Annotated in this window: 14 protein-coding genes and 1 pseudogene; 7 read left to right on the forward strand and 8 right to left on the reverse strand. The window is 72.0% G+C overall.

Features of this window, described 5'->3' with window-relative positions:
* Positions 1–416: 416 nt before the first annotated feature.
* On the forward strand, positions 417–1418 hold the full coding sequence (locus tag ACIO3O_RS38435; protein ID WP_401754199.1) for a DUF5937 family protein: 1002 nt from the start codon (positions 417–419) through the stop codon (positions 1416–1418).
* A 99-nt stretch (positions 1419–1517) separates the two neighbouring features.
* A complete protein-coding gene (locus tag ACIO3O_RS38440) occupies positions 1518–2546 on the forward strand; it encodes a glycoside hydrolase family 6 protein (RefSeq protein WP_401754154.1) in 1029 nt (342 codons plus the stop codon).
* A gap of 7 nt (positions 2547–2553) precedes the next feature.
* On the opposite strand, the gene ACIO3O_RS38445 is transcribed toward ACIO3O_RS38440, so the two are convergent.
* The 5 genes and pseudogenes from ACIO3O_RS38445 to ACIO3O_RS38465 form a co-directional block, all read right to left on the reverse strand.
* The gene (locus ACIO3O_RS38445; RefSeq protein WP_401754157.1) at positions 2554–4569 is read right to left on the reverse strand and encodes a galactose oxidase-like domain-containing protein; all 2016 of its coding nucleotides are present in this window, start codon (positions 4567–4569) and stop codon (positions 2554–2556) included.
* Between the two features lies 1 nt (position 4570).
* Positions 4571–6379, reverse strand: a complete 1809-nt coding sequence (locus tag ACIO3O_RS38450) for a glycosyltransferase family 2 protein (protein WP_401754160.1) — start codon at positions 6377–6379, stop codon at positions 4571–4573.
* A gap of 247 nt (positions 6380–6626) precedes the next feature.
* A pseudogene (locus ACIO3O_RS38455) lies at positions 6627–7214 on the reverse strand (TetR/AcrR family transcriptional regulator); the annotation flags it as partial.
* 94 nt (positions 7215–7308) lie between these two features.
* On the reverse strand, positions 7309–7602 hold the full coding sequence (locus tag ACIO3O_RS38460; protein WP_401754163.1) for an MTH1187 family thiamine-binding protein: 294 nt from the start codon (positions 7600–7602) through the stop codon (positions 7309–7311).
* A complete protein-coding gene (locus ACIO3O_RS38465; RefSeq protein WP_401754166.1) occupies positions 7599–7937 on the reverse strand; it encodes a DUF3817 domain-containing protein in 339 nt (112 codons plus the stop codon). The genes ACIO3O_RS38460 and ACIO3O_RS38465 overlap by 4 nt, the downstream gene beginning before the upstream one ends.
* 218 nt (positions 7938–8155) lie before the next feature.
* Between ACIO3O_RS38465 and ACIO3O_RS38470 the strand changes: the two genes are divergently transcribed.
* From ACIO3O_RS38470 to ACIO3O_RS38485, 4 genes are all read left to right on the forward strand, one after another.
* Positions 8156–8794, forward strand: coding sequence for an AIM24 family protein (locus ACIO3O_RS38470; RefSeq protein WP_401754169.1), 639 nt, complete (start codon positions 8156–8158; stop codon positions 8792–8794).
* Complete coding sequence (locus tag ACIO3O_RS38475; protein WP_401754172.1) at positions 8794–9444, forward strand: AIM24 family protein; 651 nt, start codon at positions 8794–8796, stop codon at positions 9442–9444. Before ACIO3O_RS38470 ends, ACIO3O_RS38475 begins: the two co-directional genes overlap by 1 nt.
* Before the next feature lie 8 nt (positions 9445–9452).
* The gene (locus tag ACIO3O_RS38480; RefSeq protein WP_401754202.1) at positions 9453–10247 is read left to right on the forward strand and encodes an AIM24 family protein; all 795 of its coding nucleotides are present in this window, start codon (positions 9453–9455) and stop codon (positions 10245–10247) included.
* A 147-nt stretch (positions 10248–10394) separates the two neighbouring features.
* Complete coding sequence (locus ACIO3O_RS38485; RefSeq protein WP_401754175.1) at positions 10395–10883, forward strand: MarR family winged helix-turn-helix transcriptional regulator; 489 nt, start codon at positions 10395–10397, stop codon at positions 10881–10883.
* A gap of 51 nt (positions 10884–10934) precedes the next feature.
* Here the strand turns inward: ACIO3O_RS38485 and ACIO3O_RS38490 are convergent, their stop codons facing one another.
* Both ACIO3O_RS38490 and ACIO3O_RS38495 read right to left on the reverse strand, forming a co-directional pair.
* Positions 10935–12353 carry a sensor histidine kinase gene (locus tag ACIO3O_RS38490; protein ID WP_401754205.1) on the reverse strand — a complete coding sequence of 473 codons (1419 nt, stop codon included), beginning with the start codon at positions 12351–12353 and terminating at the stop codon, positions 10935–10937.
* Positions 12353–13033, reverse strand: a complete 681-nt coding sequence (locus tag ACIO3O_RS38495) for a response regulator transcription factor (protein ID WP_401754178.1) — start codon at positions 13031–13033, stop codon at positions 12353–12355. Before ACIO3O_RS38495 ends, ACIO3O_RS38490 begins: the two co-directional genes overlap by 1 nt.
* Before the next feature lie 126 nt (positions 13034–13159).
* Here ACIO3O_RS38495 and ACIO3O_RS38500 point away from each other — a divergent pair, with 126 nt between their 5' ends.
* Entirely contained in the window at positions 13160–13726 is a 567-nt protein-coding gene (locus tag ACIO3O_RS38500; protein ID WP_401754181.1) for a PepSY domain-containing protein, read from the forward strand.
* Here ACIO3O_RS38500 and ACIO3O_RS38505 read toward each other — a convergent pair.
* Positions 13669–14910 (reverse strand): MFS transporter, encoded by a 1242-nt coding sequence (locus tag ACIO3O_RS38505; RefSeq protein ID WP_401754184.1) that lies wholly within the window; start codon positions 14908–14910, stop codon positions 13669–13671. The genes ACIO3O_RS38500 and ACIO3O_RS38505 overlap by 58 nt on opposite strands.
* Positions 14911–15300 lie beyond the last annotated feature (390 nt).

Genomic DNA, 15300 nt, shown 5'->3' on the forward strand with positions numbered 1-15300 from the left:
CAGCCACCCCGGGCCAGGCCCACTCCGCCACACCGGGCCGGGCTCCCTCAGCCACATACGGGTACGAACTCCAGCCACCCCGGGCCGGGCCCACTCCGCCACACCGGGCCGAACTCCCCCAGCCACACCGGGCAGGACCCTCCCCGGCGCACCAGCCCCAGCCACCCCGGGCCCGGCTTCCCCACCACGCCGGGCGGGACTCCCCCCGCCGCACGGCCGGACCCTCGCACCGGACGCCGCACGCCCACGCCGACGCGCCGCACGCCCACGCGCCGCACGCCCACGCCGACGCGCCGCACGTCCACGCCCACGCCCACGCGCCGCACGCCCACGCCGGAGCGCGGCGCGAGCCGCAGCCGCCCTCCCGCGCCCAAGCCCCGTCCCCTCCCCCCCTCCCCCCTCCCCCGGAGCCCGCCATCGCCTACCACCTCGACTTCGCCGACACCGACCTCACCCGCTGCCGCTTCGCCCTCTCCCCCCTCTGGGAGACCCAGGAAGCCGTCCGCACCCTGCACCGGCCCTCCCGGCACGGCCGCCACCTCCCCTGGCTCCGCCTCATCGACGCCGATGTGCAGCAGCTGGACCTGCGCCCGCTCCAGCTCCTGATGCCGGAGCGCGGCTACACCCCCACCTTCCTCGGCCGCCCGCCCCTGGGCCCCGACGCCCCGTTCGCCGAGGAGCTGGCCGCGCTGCGCGCCACCGATCCGCGTACGGCCCGTACCGAACTGGCCCAGGCCCTGGCCTGCACCCCCGGCGCGGCGGACTCCCCCACCGGACGCCGGTTCCTCGCCCAACCGGCCGCTGCCGTACGCCAGTTGGGCGACCTCCTCGAAGCCGCCTGGCACCTGCTCATCGAGCCGTACTGGCCCCGCCTGCGCACCCTCCTGGAGGCCGACGTCCTCTTCCACACCCGCCGCCTCGCCCAGGGCGGCCTGGAGGCGCTCTTCAGCGAGCTGCACCCCCGGCTGACCTGGTCACCGCCCACCCTCACCCTCACCACCCGGGCGGGCTGGGAGGAGCGCAGGCTGCTGGACGGGCAGGGGCTGGTGCTGATCCCCAGCCTGTTCTGCTGGCCGGACCTGGTGTCGGGCGTGGAGGCCCCCTGGCAGCCCGTGCTCGCGTACCCGGCCCGGGGCATCGGCAGCCTGTGGGCCTCGGACACCGGCACCGGGCGCGGGACCCCGGCGCCGCTCGCGCGGCTGCTCGGCCGCAACCGCGCCGCGGTCCTGCACGCGCTGGGCGAGCCCGCGTCGACCTCCGCCCTCGCCCTGCGCCTGGACCTCGCCCCCTCGTCCGTGTCGGAGCACCTGTCCGCGCTGCGCGACGCCGGTCTGCTGGTGTCGCGCCGCTACGGACACCAGGTGCTGTACGAACGCACCCCGCTCGGCATCGCGCTCGCCACGGGCACCGGCGCTTAGGCCCACCGCCGCTTCGGGTCGCAACACCGTACAAACCGCCCGTTATGTCACGATTGGGCGTCCCGTTCCACCCGCCCGCAGTCGTCCCGAGGGGGCTGGATGTCCGGCCGCAGGTCCTTCCGTACGCACACCTCGATCCGTACCCCCGCGTCGATCGCGCTCGCCGGCGCCCTGATCTGCACGGCGGCCGCCTGTTCCGCCCCCGATGCGGAAACCGGCACCCCGGACCGGTCCCAGGGCCCCGCCGCCAACACCTCCCCCTTCTGGGTGGACCCCGACTCCAGCGCCGCCCGGCAGGTCAAGGAGTGGACGAGCCAGGGGCGTACCGACGACGCGAACCAGCTCAAGAAGATCTCCGAGCGGCCGATCGCCAACTGGCCCGCGGGCGACAACCCGGTCCCGGACGTCCAGCGGGTCACTTCGGGCGCCGCCAAGGAGGGCCGCACGGTCGTCCTGGTCGCGTACAACATCCCGCACCGCGACTGCGGCCAGCACAGCGCGGGCGGCGCCGCCGACGGAGGCGCTTACCGGGGCTGGCTCGACGCCTTCGCCACCGCCATCGGCAACGCGCCCGCCACCGTCGTCCTGGAGCCCGACGCCGTGCCGCACATCGTCGACGGCTGCACCCCCGGCGTGCACCACGGCGAACGCAGCGAACTCCTCACCCAGGCCGTGGAACGACTGAAGAAGCAGCCGAAGACCCAGGTGTACGTCGACGCCGGGAACCCGGCGTGGATCACCGACCCCGGCAAGCTGGTCGACCCCCTGAAGCGCGCCGGAATCGCCAAGGCCGACGGCTTCTCGCTGAACGTCTCGAACTTCCAGCGCGACGAGGCCGTCACGGCGTACGGGAAGCAGCTGTCCGCCCTGCTGGGCGGCGCGCACTTCGTCGTCGACTCCAGCCGCAACGGCGAAGGCCCCCTCCCGGGGGCCCGCGCCGACGCCTGGTGCAACCCGACCGGCCGGGCGCTCGGCAAGCCGCCGACCGATCGGACCGGCGAGCCGCTGCTCGACGCCTACCTGTGGGTCAAGCGCCCCGGCGACTCGGACGGCGAGTGCCGGGGCGGCCCCGCCGCAGGCACCTGGTGGCCCGACTACGCACTCGGCCTGGCCCGCAAGTCCCGCTGAAACAGCGCTACTTGACCTGAATCCACTTCGCCTCGGACGGCACCCCGTCCTTGTCGGTGACGAAGAGCATGTACCAGCCCGCGGGCACCAGCGTCGGGTCCTGGGGCACGGTGACCGTCACCTCGCCCTTGCCCTTCTTCAGCCCCAGCTCGATCGAACGCTGCTCGACGTCGGTGGTGTGCGTGACGGCGCTCGGGCGCATCAGGCGCGCCTTCACGATCCGGTCCGCGTCCTTCGTCGTGTACGTCGCCGAGTTCTCCGTGTCGAAGGAGTCGGCGGCGCCCTGAAGGACCGGGCGGGGCTTGTCCTGGTGCAGGTACGGCGGGGTGAAGATCTCCACACGCTGCTCGAAGGTGCCCAGCTTGGTGTTGTCCTCGTCGCCGTAGAGCGGGTCGGAGCCGAAGGTGGCGACGCGGCCGTCGGGCAGCAGCAGGGCCTCGGAGTGGTAGTTGCGGCCCACCGTCGGCTCGGCGGCGTCGCGGAAGGCGTTGGCCTTGGGGTCGTAGAACTGCGCCTTGAGGATGTCGCTGGCGCCCCGGCCCCGGTAGTCCTTGGACCCGCCGCTGGTGAAGACGGTGTCGTCGGGCATCAGCACCGAGGAGAGGTAGCGGGTGCCCTGGGCCAGCGAGGGCCCCGTCTTGAACGCCGGGTTGTCGGCCTTCAGGTCGGCGATCGCGGTACGGGCCGTGGCCTTCTCCGACTCGCCGACCCCGCCGCCGCCGAGGACCATCACCTTCTGGTCCTGCGCGGGCGGCAGCAGCACGGAGGCCGAGGTCTCCAGCTGGTCGGTGTCGGTCATGCCGCCGACCTTGCTGAAGGTGTTGGAGTCCACGTCCCACAGGCCCGGCACGCGGCCCTTCTCGGCGGGGCCGTACCCGGCGTTGGAGCCGGTGTAGAACAGCTTGCCGCCCTTGGTGAGGAAGAGGGCCGGATAGGTCGGGAAGTAGCGGAAGGGGCCCTTCCCCCACTTCTTGGTCTCCGGGTCGTAGATCTCGTTGTCGCCGGGGACGACGTCGCCGACGTCGTTGAGCCCGGAGGCCGCGAGCACCCGGCCGTCCTCCAGCGTGGTGAGCGTCGGGTACCAGCGGGCGTCCTTCATCGGGGCCACGGGCACGTACTTCTCGGCCTTGGCGTCGAATTCGTACGCCGCCTTGATCCCCTGGAAGTCCTGCTTCTCGGTGGTGATCTTCTGGGCGAGGCCGTAGACGTTGTCGGCGTCCTCTCCCTCCAGGCCGACGACCTCGTACTGGGCGGCCTGCGTGGTGAGCGCGGCGGCGCCCTCCTTGGCGGCCTCGACGAAGACGCGCGCCTCGGCGGCGGTCACCTTGGTCTCCCAGGGCTTCATCTGGCCGGACGCGAAGTAGCCGATCTTGAAGTCGCGCTTGGCCTTGGGGACCGTGACGTCGAACTTGGAGACGTACTCCACCCCGGACGGGGAGCGGAACCGCGTCCCCTTCTTGAGGGTGATCTCCTTGTCCGGCGACTCGTTCTTGACCCGCATGCCGCCGCCGGCCCGGGTCACCTTGCCGTCGAGCACCTCGTAGCGGGCGGTGCCGCCCGCCACCAGGAGCTTGCCGTCGGGGAGCTGGGCGTGCCCGGCGCAGAAGAAGTCCTCGGGCGTGGGGATCTTCTTGAAGGTGTTCTTCTTCGGGTCCCACAGCACGGTCTCGAAGGTGCCCGAGTCGAACTTCTTCTGGTCGTTGCCGGAGCCCGCGATGAGCAGCACCTTGCCGGTGCGCAGCAGGGCGGCGTGGATGGCGTTGAGCTTGTACTCGCCGGGGACCTCCAGCATGTCCCAGGAGCCGTTCTCGGCCAGGTAATCGGGCTGGGCGATCTTGTACGCGTGGTACTTCTCCTGCGCGAAGTCCAGCGCCGCGGGGGCGTTGAGGCCGACGAGCAGGATGATCGCGCCGCCGCCGAGCAGGGAGTTCTTCAGCTTCCGGTGCGGCTTGGCGGCCTTGTTCGGGGAACCGGTTGTGTTCGAGGGGGCCTGGGGCCGGTCCTCGGGCGGTCGGGGCGCCATGTCACTTCCTTCCGGATGCGGCGTTGACGGTGGCTGCGGCGGTGGCGTTGGCGGTGGCCGCGGCGGGCGCGCCCGCCGGGATCGCGAGCTCGGGGCCCACGTCGACGTGGGTACGGCGCGGCCTGGCCCGGGCAACGTCCCGCTCGGCGTACCGGCTCCAGATCCACAGCGCCACCGGGGCGAGCGTGATGATCAGGGCGAGCACGGCCCAGGTGCGCATCGCCGCATGGGTGTGCCCGTAGTGCACGGACGCCCACAGGGAGGCGATGATGACCGCCGCCCAGAACAGGTGGATGCGGAAGGTGAGCAGCCGGTCGGGGCTGGCCTCGCCGCCCTTGGGGGTGACGACGAACTTCCCGCGCCGCCCGACCAGGGCCGCACCCAGCGACTTCAGATAGATGGGCGCGCAGATCGCGGACATCGCCATGCCCGCCAGGCCGCCCGAGCCCTCGGGCTCGTGCGGGGAGACGTTGTGGCGGCGGTTCCACAGGTACAGGCAGATCTGGAGGGCCACCGCGTCGCTGTAGAGCATCAGCCACACCGATGTGGAGACCTGCGTGCCCGAGGCGCCGAACCACAGAAACAGCACGCAGCTCAGGATGCCGAGGAGCCAGTTGACGGCCGTCATGGGGTAGTAGACGAGCATCAGGCCGTAGTTGAGGAGCCGCCCCGGCGGAACCCGGAAGGGCGCCTTCCAGAACTGCTTGAAGACGGTCTCGTACGTGCCCCGGGACCAGCGCATCTGCTGGGTGAAGAAGTCCGTCCAGGAGGCCGGGCCCTCGCCCACCGCGAGCACGTCGGGGGTGTACACGGAGCGCCAGAAGTGACCGGTGACCGGGTTCTTGCGGCGGTGCAGCTCGAAGCCGGTGGCCATGTCCTCGGTGATGGAGTCGTACAGGCCGCCGATCTGGGTCAGCGCGCTGATGCGTACGACGTTGTTGGTACCGACGAACATCGGCGCCCGGTAGCGGTTGCCCGCCCGCTGGATGAGGGCGTGGAAGAGGTACTGCTGCGACTCGGCGGCCTTGGTGACGACGGCCGTGTAGTTGCCGTAGACCTGCGGTCCGACGACGAAGGCGATGTCGGGGTCGCGGAAGTAACCGAGCATCCGCTCCAGGTAGTTGGGCAGCGGAATGTGATCCGTGTCCACCGAGGCGAAGTACTCGTACTCCTTGCCGTGCATGGCCAGCCAGGCGTTGTAGTTGCCGTGCTTGGTCTTGGCCCGGTGCGCGCCCTTCTTCCGGTTCCAGTCCGGGACGCCCTTGCGGGTGAAGTGCTTGACGCCGAGCTCGGCGCAGAGCGCCTTCGCCGCCGGGTCGTCGCCCTCGTCGAGCAGCCACACGTCCAGCGGCCCGTCGTGGCGGACCTTGACCGCGCCCTCCAGGGTGGCGCGGACCATCGACAGCGGCTCCTTGCCCGGGACGTACGTCGTCAGGAACGCGACCCGCGTGCCCTGCTGCGGCGTCACCGGGATCGGGTCGCGGGCGACCATCGTGGCGTGCGCGATGGACACCACGTTCATGAGCATGAAGAACATGATGAAAGCGATGGCCGCGAGCATCGTGTAGTCGGCCCGGACCAGCCAGGGGTCGGCGTTCTCCCGCTCGGTCCAGTGCGTCGGCCACACCAGGTAGGCCAGCAGCACGGCCGAGAGCACCGGGGCGAGCGTCATGAGGAGGACGGCTCGTATTCGGTGGGGTTCCTTCGAGAGCAGGCTCGTGTACTGGACCGTGTAGGGGCCGCTGCCCGGGTCCGTCAACGGCCCCGCCAGGCGGCTGTGCTTCTCGTAGTCGTAGCCCTCCGGCAACACACTGCCTCCCAGCTGGTCGCGTGAGGCCCATACCTCACGAAAGCCACGAAACGTCAGATATGAGTTCGTGTCGACTCGGAAGGTCCGAAGGGGCTACCACGAAGGCCGAGCGCGAGCGGAGGACCACGTCGGGCTGGGGCGGCGGGTGAGCGCCGAGCAGGGACGGCGGGTGGACGCCCGAGCCACCGCCCGCACACGCACCTCGCGCACCCCGCACCCCGCACCCCGCACCCCGCCGCACGGCGCGCTAGGGCGTGCTGCTCCCCCGCCGCACCTTCCGCAGCCGGTGCCTGACGGCACGCTGGGCGACCGGGCCGAGCTCCTCCAGTACGCCGACCAGCGCGGCGAGCTGCTCCAGCGCGTCCAGGGCGCTCGCCGCACCGACCTCGTCGACGCCCTCGTACAGCTCCAGGCCGACGAAGGAGGCGGCGACGGCACGGGCGAGCCCGCCCGGGTCGGTGAACTCCCCGAGCGGACTCCCCGCCAGCACCCTGGCCAGCACCTTCTCGATCTCCGCGATCCACAGGTCGAGCCCGGCCGCGGTCGCCGGCGCCAGCCCCGGCTGGTTCTGCGCCCCGGCGAGGAGCTGCCCGAGGAAGGCGACGTGCCCGCCCCGCTTCTCCTCCTCGTGCATGACCCGGCCGAACTCCAGCAGTTCGGCGAGCGACTCGATGCCCGCGAGCCGCAGCCGGTAGTGGGCGACACGCTGCTCGGCGCCGTACCGGCAGGCGGCGGCGAGGAGTTCGTCGACGGAGCCGAAGTGGTAGAAGACCAGCGCCTGGTTCACTCCGGCCGTCGCCGCGACCGACCGCGCCGAGGTCTTGGCGATTTCTTGAGCACACGCTCAAAGCCACCCCCGGGGCAGCAAGAAACCCCCGACCCGAAGGGCCAGGGGTTTCACACAAGAACAGGGGTCAGCGGACCCGCACTCACTCGGAGAGGTACCGCTCCACCGTCTCCACCTTGGACGTCAGCCCGTCCACGACCGACGGTCGAATGTCCGCCTTCATCACCACGGACACCCGCGGCGCCCGCGCCTCGACCGCGGCGACGGCCCGCTTGACCACATCCATGACCTCGTCCCACTCACCTTCGACCGAGGTGAACATGGCATCCGTACGGTTCGGCAGCCCGGACTCCCGGACCACCCTCACCGCGTCGGCGACGTACTCCCCGACGTCCTCGCCGACACCCAGCGGCGTGACCGAGAACGCGACGATCACGCGACGGCCTCCTTGCGGGCGCGGGCGGCGATGACCGCGCGCTCGGCCTCGGCCTTGAGCTTGCGCTCGGCGAAGAAGCCGCCCAGCGGGAGGACCGACATCACGAAGTAGAAGGCGGCGGTCTTCAGCGGCCACTTGGTGCGGTTCCAGGCGTCCGCCCAGAAGAGGACGTACAGCACGAAGAGCACGCCGTGGATCATGCCCATCGCCGGGACCGCGTTGAATTCCGTGGTGCGCTTGAGCACCGAGCAGACGAGCAGCAACAGGAAGGACACCGCCTCGGGGGCGGAGACCAGGCGGAGGCGGCGGAGTGCGGAGGCGGTCTTGAGATCCACGGAGGGGCAACCTTCGTCGTCGAGGTGTGGGCACACGGGCCGTACGGGCCGTACAGGCTGTACGGAGCCACGCAGGAAGCGATCTTGTGAACGTATGCACAAGCGCTCTCCCCATTGTGGCATCCGGCTTTGCCAAGCCTTGGCTCAGGGTCGGATCGGGGCCGATATCCCCCTGAAGACCCTGGTAGTGGACGCGGTGGACGGATACCTTCGATCCCGTGGCTCAGTTCCGACTGCAAGGCAGCAAGGTGCTCGCCGTCGACATGACCGGGGACGCCGTCAAGGCGAAGAACGGCTCCATGGTGGCGTACGACGGCCAGATCACCTTCAAGAAGATGACCGGCGGCGGCGAGGGCGTGCGCGGCATGGTGACCCGCCGCCTCACCGGCGAACAGATGACGGTGATGGAGGCCAAGGGACACGGCACGTGTTACTTCGCCGACCGCGCCTCCGAGATCAACCTGGTGAACCTGACCGGCGAGAAGCTCTACGTGGAGTCCAGCAACCTGCTGTGCACCGACGCGGGCCTGCGCACCGGCACGACCTTCACCGGGCTGCGCGGCGGCGCGACCGGCAACGGGCTCTTCACCACGACCGTGGAGGGGCACGGCCAGGCGGCGATAACGTCGGACGGCCAGGCGGTCGCCCTGCGGGTGTCGTCCCAGTACCCGCTCCAGGTCGACCCGGGGGCGTACATCGCGCACACCGGCAACCTCCGGCAGTCCTTCCAGTCGGGGGTCACTTTCCGGACCTTCATCGGCGAGGGCTCCGGCGAGGCCTTCCAGATCCGCTTCGAGGGCGAGGGGCTCGTGTACGTGCAGCCCAGCGAGCGCAACACCATCGGGGGCGACGTCTGATGCCGTTCCGCGAGATCAACTCCCGGATGGTCGAGGCGCAGGTGCTGCCCGGCCAGAAGATGTACAGCCAGCGCGGCGCGATGCTCGCGTACAAGGGCGAGGTGTCCTTCACGCCGAACATCCAGGGCGGCCAGGGCGGCGTCATGTCGATGATCGGCAGGCGGGTGGCCAACGAGGCGACGCCGCTGATGACGGTCGAGGGCAGCGGCACGGTGATGTTCGGCCACGGCGGCCACCACATCCAGGTGATCAACCTGGCCGGCGACACCCTGTACGTGGAGGCCGACCGCCTCCTCGCCTTCGACGGGACGCTCCAACAGGGCACCATGTTCATGGGTTCGCAGGGCGGCGTCATGGGCATGGTGCGCGGCCAGGTGACGGGCCAGGGCCTGTTCACCACGACCCTCAAGGGCCACGGCGCGGTCGCCGTCATGGCGCACGGCGGCGTGATCGAGCTGCCGATCACCCCGCAGCGGCCGGTGCACGTCGATCCGCAGGCCTACGTCGCCCACCACGGGGACGTACGCAACAAGCTGTCGACCGCGCTCGGCTGGCGCGACATGGTGGGACGCGGCTCCGGCGAGGCGTTCCAGCTGGAGCTGTCCGGCAACGGCGCGGTGTACGTCCAGGCCTCGGAGGAGAAGCTGTGAACAGCCCCCTGACAGGAGCGCCGGGCGGCCCCGTGGTGCTCGACCCGCACACCCTCCCGAGCGACGACAACGTCAATCCGTACACCTTCTGCGTGGAGCTCAAGGGGAGCCAGTGGTTCCTGCAGAAGGGCAAGATGATCGCCTACTACGGGCAGATCGAGTTCAACGGCATCGGCCACGGCCGCTTCGACCGCCTGTTGCGTACGAGCTTCCACTCGCCCCTGCACGCCAGTGACTGGGTGGTGGCCGAGGGCAGCGGCAAGATGCTGCTCGCCGACCGCGCCTTCGACGTGAACTCCTTCGACCTGGAGGAGGGCAACCTGACCATCCGGGCCGGGAACCTCCTCGCGTACCAGCCGACCCTGGCGCTGAAGCAGTCGATCGTGCCGGGCTTCCTGACGCTGATCGGCACGGGCAAGTTCGTCGCCGCCTCCAACGGGCCGGTCGTCTTCATGGAGCCGCCGATCCGGGTGGACCCGCAGGCGCTGGTGGGCTGGGCGGACTGCCCGTCGCCCTGCCACCACTACGACCACGGGTACATGGCCGGTGTGCTGGGGGGACTTCGCGCCATGACCGGCATCGGCGGGGCCTCCGGCGAGGAGCACCAGTTCGAGTTCGTCGGGGCGGGCACGGTGCTGCTCCAGTCGACCGAGCTGCTGATGGCGGACCAGGCCGTGGGTGCGGTGGGCGGTGCGGCGGGGCAGAACGCCGGTGTTCCGGGCGGTGGACAGCCCAACCAGCCGGGGTCCGCACCGCGCCTTCCCGGCCAACTCGGGGACCTCCAGCGGCGCTTCGGACTGTGAGCGGTAGTCTGCGCAGTGTGATCGTCCGTTCGAGGGGAGCGGTCCGTTCCGGGTGACCCAGGTCGCCCGGTCCGGACGTGCCGGGCGTCACACCGCGCAGACCCGCCATTTTCGTCCAGTATTCAACTTCTTAGGTATGATGCCTCCATGCCCCCCACTGACAGCGAATCGACTGACACTCCCTGGCTCAGCGACGCCGAGCAGTGCGCCTGGCGCACCTACCTGGACGCCAGCAAGCTCCTCATGCACCAGCTGGAGAAGGACCTCCAGCCGTTCGGCCTGACGAACAACGACTACGAGATCCTCGTCAACCTCTCCGAGTCCGCCGACAAGCGGCTGCGGATGAGCGACCTGGCGACGGCCACCCTCCAGTCCAAGAGCCGCCTCTCGCACCAGATCACCCGCATGGAGAACGCGGGCCTGGTCCGCCGCGAGAACTGCGAGTCCGACCGGCGCGGCCTCTACGCGGTCCTCACCGACGAGGGCGGCGCGATGATGCAGAAGGTCGCCCCGCACCACGTCGCGTCCGTCCGCCGCCACTTCATCGACATGATCAAGCCGGAGGAGCTGATCCGGCTGAGCGCCGTCCTGAAGCCGGTGACGCAGGACCTCCGGGGCAAGCGCGGCAAGATCTGACCGGTCGCGAGACCTCGGCGGCAGACCCCGGCCACGAGCCCCCGGCGGCGCTCACCGCGCCTCGCCCAGCAGCTCCAGTACGAGCCTGAACCGCGCACCCCCGCCCACTGCTTGACGCACCGTCAGGGTCCCGCCGTGCCGGTGGGCGACGTCCCGGGCGATGGCGAGGCCGAGGCCCGCGCCGCCGTCGTCCCGGCTGCGGGCGTCGTCGAGCCGTACGAACCGCTCGAAGATCCGCTCCCGCTCGGCCTCCGGCACCCCGGCCCCGTCGTCGGCCACCTCCAGGACGGCCCGCCCCGCCCGGGCGCGCAGCGTCACCGCGACCGAACTCGTCGCGTGACGCTGCGCGTTGTCGAGCAGATTGCCCAGCACCCGCCCCAACTGGCCGCGCGATCCGGCCACGTCGACGCCGTCCGCGACGTCGACGTCCACCGCGATCCGGTCCCGGCCGACCCGCTGGGCGACGTCCCCCCGCACCAGGGCGGACAGGTCCACCCGCGAGGACCCCGGCTTCTCGCCCGCGTCCAGCCGGGCCAGCAGCAGCAGGTCGGCGGCCAGGTCCTGGAGTCGTACGGTGTCCTCCACCGCCCCCTCCAGGTCCAGCAACTCCGGGTGCGCGGCGCCCACTTCGAGCTGGGTGCGCAGCGAGGCGATCGGGCTGCGCAGCTCGTGCGAGGCGTCCGCGACGAAGCGGCGCTGGCGTTCGGTGGAGGCCTCCAGGGCGGCGAGGGTCTCGTTGGTGGTGACCGCGAGCCGGTCCACCTCGTCGCCGGTGCCGGGCGCGGGCACCCGGCGCGACAGGTCCTCGGAGGCGGTGATGGCGGCCATCTCGCGCCGGATGCCCTCCACGGGCCGCAGCGCCCGCCGGGTCACCAGCCAGGTCACCCCGGCCACGACCACCAGCAGCACCGGCAGCCCGGCGAGCATGGCGTCCCGCACGGTGCCCACGGCCTCCCGCTCGCCGGACAGGGGCGCCCCCGCGTACACGGTGACGCCCGGCCCGGCCGGACCGGTCGCCTCGACGGCGGCGAACCGGTACTCCCCCGCATCCCCGTCGACGGTGGCGCTGCCGGTCGACATCCGGGGCTCGTCGCCCGAGACCTCGCCGCGCCCGCCCCCGTCGTCGTCATCGTCGCCCTCCGGCGGCACGGCACCGGACGCGACGGGCTTCACCTGTGCGCTCCCCGCCCCCTCGATCGCCTCCAGCTTCTCGCTCGCGGCGACCAACTCCCCTTCCCCGGTGACCACTTGGACCGGGCTGTCCTCCTTGTCGGGCAGCTCCAGCTTCTCGTACGCGACCCCGAGCGCGACCTGCGAGGCCACCTCCCGGGCCGCGACCTCCGCCCGCAGATCGGTCTGGTCGGTCAGCTTCGCGCCGAGCACGAGCAGCACCGCGAGCCCGGCCGCGACCAGCGCGACGGCGACGACGGCGGTGGCCCCGAGCGCGGCCCTGGCCCGTACGGAGCGCATCACGCCGGGCCCTCTCCCCCGGGCACCAGCCGGTACCCCGCACCCCGCACGGTCTCGATCCGCTCCGCGCCGAGCTTGCGCCGCAGCGTCGAGATGTAGACCTCGACGATGTTCGGGTCGCCGTCGTACGCGAAGTCCCAGACGTGCTCCAGCATCTCCGCCTTGCTGACGACCGCGTCGGGCCGCAGCGCGAGCTGTTCCAGCACGGCGAACTCCTTCGCGGTGAGGACGACCTCCGCCCCGTCCCGGTGCACCCGACGGCTCGCGGTGTCGAGGCTGAGCCCGCCGACGGCCAGCACCGGCGAGGACGATCCGGCGCTGCCCCGGCGGCGCAGGAGGGCCCGGATGCGGGCGAGGAGCACGACGTACGAGAACGGCTTGGTCAGGTAGTCGTCGGCCCCAGTGTCGAGCCCCTCGGCCTCGTCGTACTCGCCGTCCTTGGCGGTCAGCATCAGGATCGGCACGTCGTTCCCGGCGGCGCGCAGGGCGGCGCAGACCCGGTAGCCGTTCATGCCGGGCAGCATGATGTCGAGGATCACCAGGTCGTACGGGGCCTCGCCGGCCCGGTGCAGGCCCTCCCGCCCGTCGTGCACGACGTCCACGGCGAAGCCCTCGGCGGTGAGTCCCCTGGCGAGCGACACCGCGAGCCGCTTCTCGTCCTCCACGATCAACAGGCGCATGGGGACAAGGGTCGCAGGGCGAACCTGAAACGGGCTTCAGGCGCTTTCAGGTGGGGTTAAGGGTGCCGGGCGCAGATTGATCGACGTACCAACCCAGCGGATGCGTCCGGAACTCGGGAGGACCCCATGAAGCGCAAGTCCGTCATCGCCGCGGCCGTCGTCGTCGTACTGGTCGGAGGGGGCACGGCGACGGCACTGAGCCTGCCGTCCGACAGCGGGCCCGCCTCCGCCCGGTCCGCCCCCGCCGACGTGGACCGCGCCGTCGCCAAGGCCGCGTCCGCCGTGCCCGGCACCGTGACCGGCGTGGACCTGGAGGACGACGGCCGGGAGTGGGACGTCGACGTGTTCGGCCAGGACGGGAAGTGGCACGACGTGACGCTGGACCCGTCGGGCGCGAAGGTACGGAACGACCGCGTCGACACCGGGAACGACGACCGCGACGACCGTGCCCCGAAGGGCGCGGCCGTCACCGTCGAGAAGGCCGTGGCGGCCGCGCTGAAGGCCGCCCCCGGCCAGGTCACCGAGGCCGACCTCGAACGCGGCCACTGGGAGATCGAGGTGCGCGGCAAGGACGGCCGCCACACCGATGTGACCGTCGACGCGAAGACCGGGAAGGCGGCCGTCCTCCCGCAGGGTCAGGACGACGACAGGGCGACCGGCGGGGACGCGGGCGCGGACTCCGACGACGACTGAGCCCGCCCCCTGCCGCGCAGCACGAACCCGGCCGCCGCCGCACCCAGCACCGGCACGGCGACCAGGAGGTAGGACAGGGCCGGCGGAAGGTGTCCCACCAGCACCCCGACGGCGGCGGCGCCGACCGAGGAGCCGGCATTGAGCGCGGTGTTGACCCAGGCTCCGGCCCGGGCGCGGGAGTGTGGACCGGCCGCCTCGTCGGCGATGAGGTACGCGGTGGTGATGGCCGGTGCGATGAAGAGGCCGACCACCGCCACCGCGGGCACCAGGACGTACACCCCGGGTGCCAGCCCGGCCGCCGCGAGGGCGCAGCCCAGCAGGGAGGCGATGGCCAGCAGGCGTGGGCGGTTGCCGGAACGCCAGTTGACCGCCCCGTACGCCAGTCCGCCGACCGCGCTGCCGACCGCGAGCGCGGCCTCCACCCAGCTGACGGCCTCGGGGTGGCCGTGCGCCTCGGTGAAGGCGATGCCGAGGAGGCCGACGCCGCCGAGGGAGAGCCCGGTGGCGGCGGCCACGGCGGCGGGCAGGGCGAGCCCGGGGACACGACCGCCCTTCGGGCCCTGGGAGCCCTTGCCCGCGTGTTCTGCCTTCGCGGCGACCGGGGAGGTCACCATGGCGGTCGTGCCGACGACCACGAGAGCGGCGGCGGCGAGGATGCCGGTGGCGGGACGGGCGTACACGGCCGGGATGCCGACGATCAGCGGCCCCGTCACGAACAGGAGCTCCTCGACCACCCCGTCCAGGCTGTACGCCCGCTGGAGCAGGGCCCGGTCGGGCACCAGCCGCCCCCAGAGCACCCGCATCGTGGGCCCGAGCGGCGGGCAGCTCACGCCGACGAGGGCGACGAGGAGACCGATCAGCGGTACGGGAGCACCGGGCGTCCAGCAGACGAGGGCGAGGGTGACCAGGAACGTGGCGAACACGGCGGCCAGCGGCAGCAGGGCCCGCCGCGGCCCGAACCGGTCGACGAGCCCGGCCCGGTACGGGCTGAGCAGGACGGAGCAGGCACCGTACACGGACATCAGCACACCGGCGGCGGCGTACGAACCGGTGGCGTTCTTGACGGTGAGGACGAGGGGCAGCGGCAGGACCCCGTAGGCGAGCCGCCCGAGCAGGGCGGAGCCGAAGGTGCGGGTGGCCCGGGGGGTGCGCAGGACAGCACCGTATGAAGGCTTGGCGGACATGAGTCTTCCTCGGAAGGTGTGCGGGGATGTGGACACGCCGAACCACGACCGCACGCGACTCCTGCCGGAGGGGGGTCGTGGAAGGGGTGCCGGCTACCCACGCAGGAAGATCATGCGCCCACGCTAGCAAGGGCGGGGCGCGCTGCCCAGGGGTATTTCCCGGCTGCGCCGAGGCCCCGTTCCGTTCCGTGCCGCACCCGGCACCTCGGTCGCCTGCGGCGCTGCCCCGGCGCAAACCGGGGGTCCGGGGGCAGCGCCCCCGGCACGAACAGCAACCCCCCCCCCCCCCCCCCCCCGCCCCCCCCCTCCCCCCCCCCCGGGGGGGCGCGCGGGGGGGGGCGGGGGGGCGGCCCCCCCCCCACATCGCCCGCGCACACATGGGGCTCCCCG

The sequence above is a fragment of the Streptomyces sp. NPDC087440 genome, assembly GCF_044744005.1.
Lineage (GTDB): Bacteria > Actinomycetota > Actinomycetes > Streptomycetales > Streptomycetaceae > Streptomyces.

Coding starts and splice junctions, on each gene's coding strand:
- ACIO3O_RS38440 (WP_401754154.1), top strand. CDS start 1,518: ATGTCCGGCCGCAGGTCCTTCCGTACGCACACCTCGATCCGTACCCCC.
- ACIO3O_RS38445 (WP_401754157.1), bottom strand. CDS start 4,569: ATGGCGCCCCGACCGCCCGAGGACCGGCCCCAGGCCCCCTCGAACACA.
- ACIO3O_RS38475 (WP_401754172.1), top strand. CDS start 8,794: ATGCCGTTCCGCGAGATCAACTCCCGGATGGTCGAGGCGCAGGTGCTG.
- ACIO3O_RS38485 (WP_401754175.1), top strand. CDS start 10,395: ATGCCCCCCACTGACAGCGAATCGACTGACACTCCCTGGCTCAGCGAC.
- ACIO3O_RS38490 (WP_401754205.1), bottom strand. CDS start 12,353: ATGCGCTCCGTACGGGCCAGGGCCGCGCTCGGGGCCACCGCCGTCGTC.
- ACIO3O_RS38495 (WP_401754178.1), bottom strand. CDS start 13,033: ATGCGCCTGTTGATCGTGGAGGACGAGAAGCGGCTCGCGGTGTCGCTC.
- ACIO3O_RS38500 (WP_401754181.1), top strand. CDS start 13,160: ATGAAGCGCAAGTCCGTCATCGCCGCGGCCGTCGTCGTCGTACTGGTC.
- ACIO3O_RS38505 (WP_401754184.1), bottom strand. CDS start 14,910: ATGTCCGCCAAGCCTTCATACGGTGCTGTCCTGCGCACCCCCCGGGCC.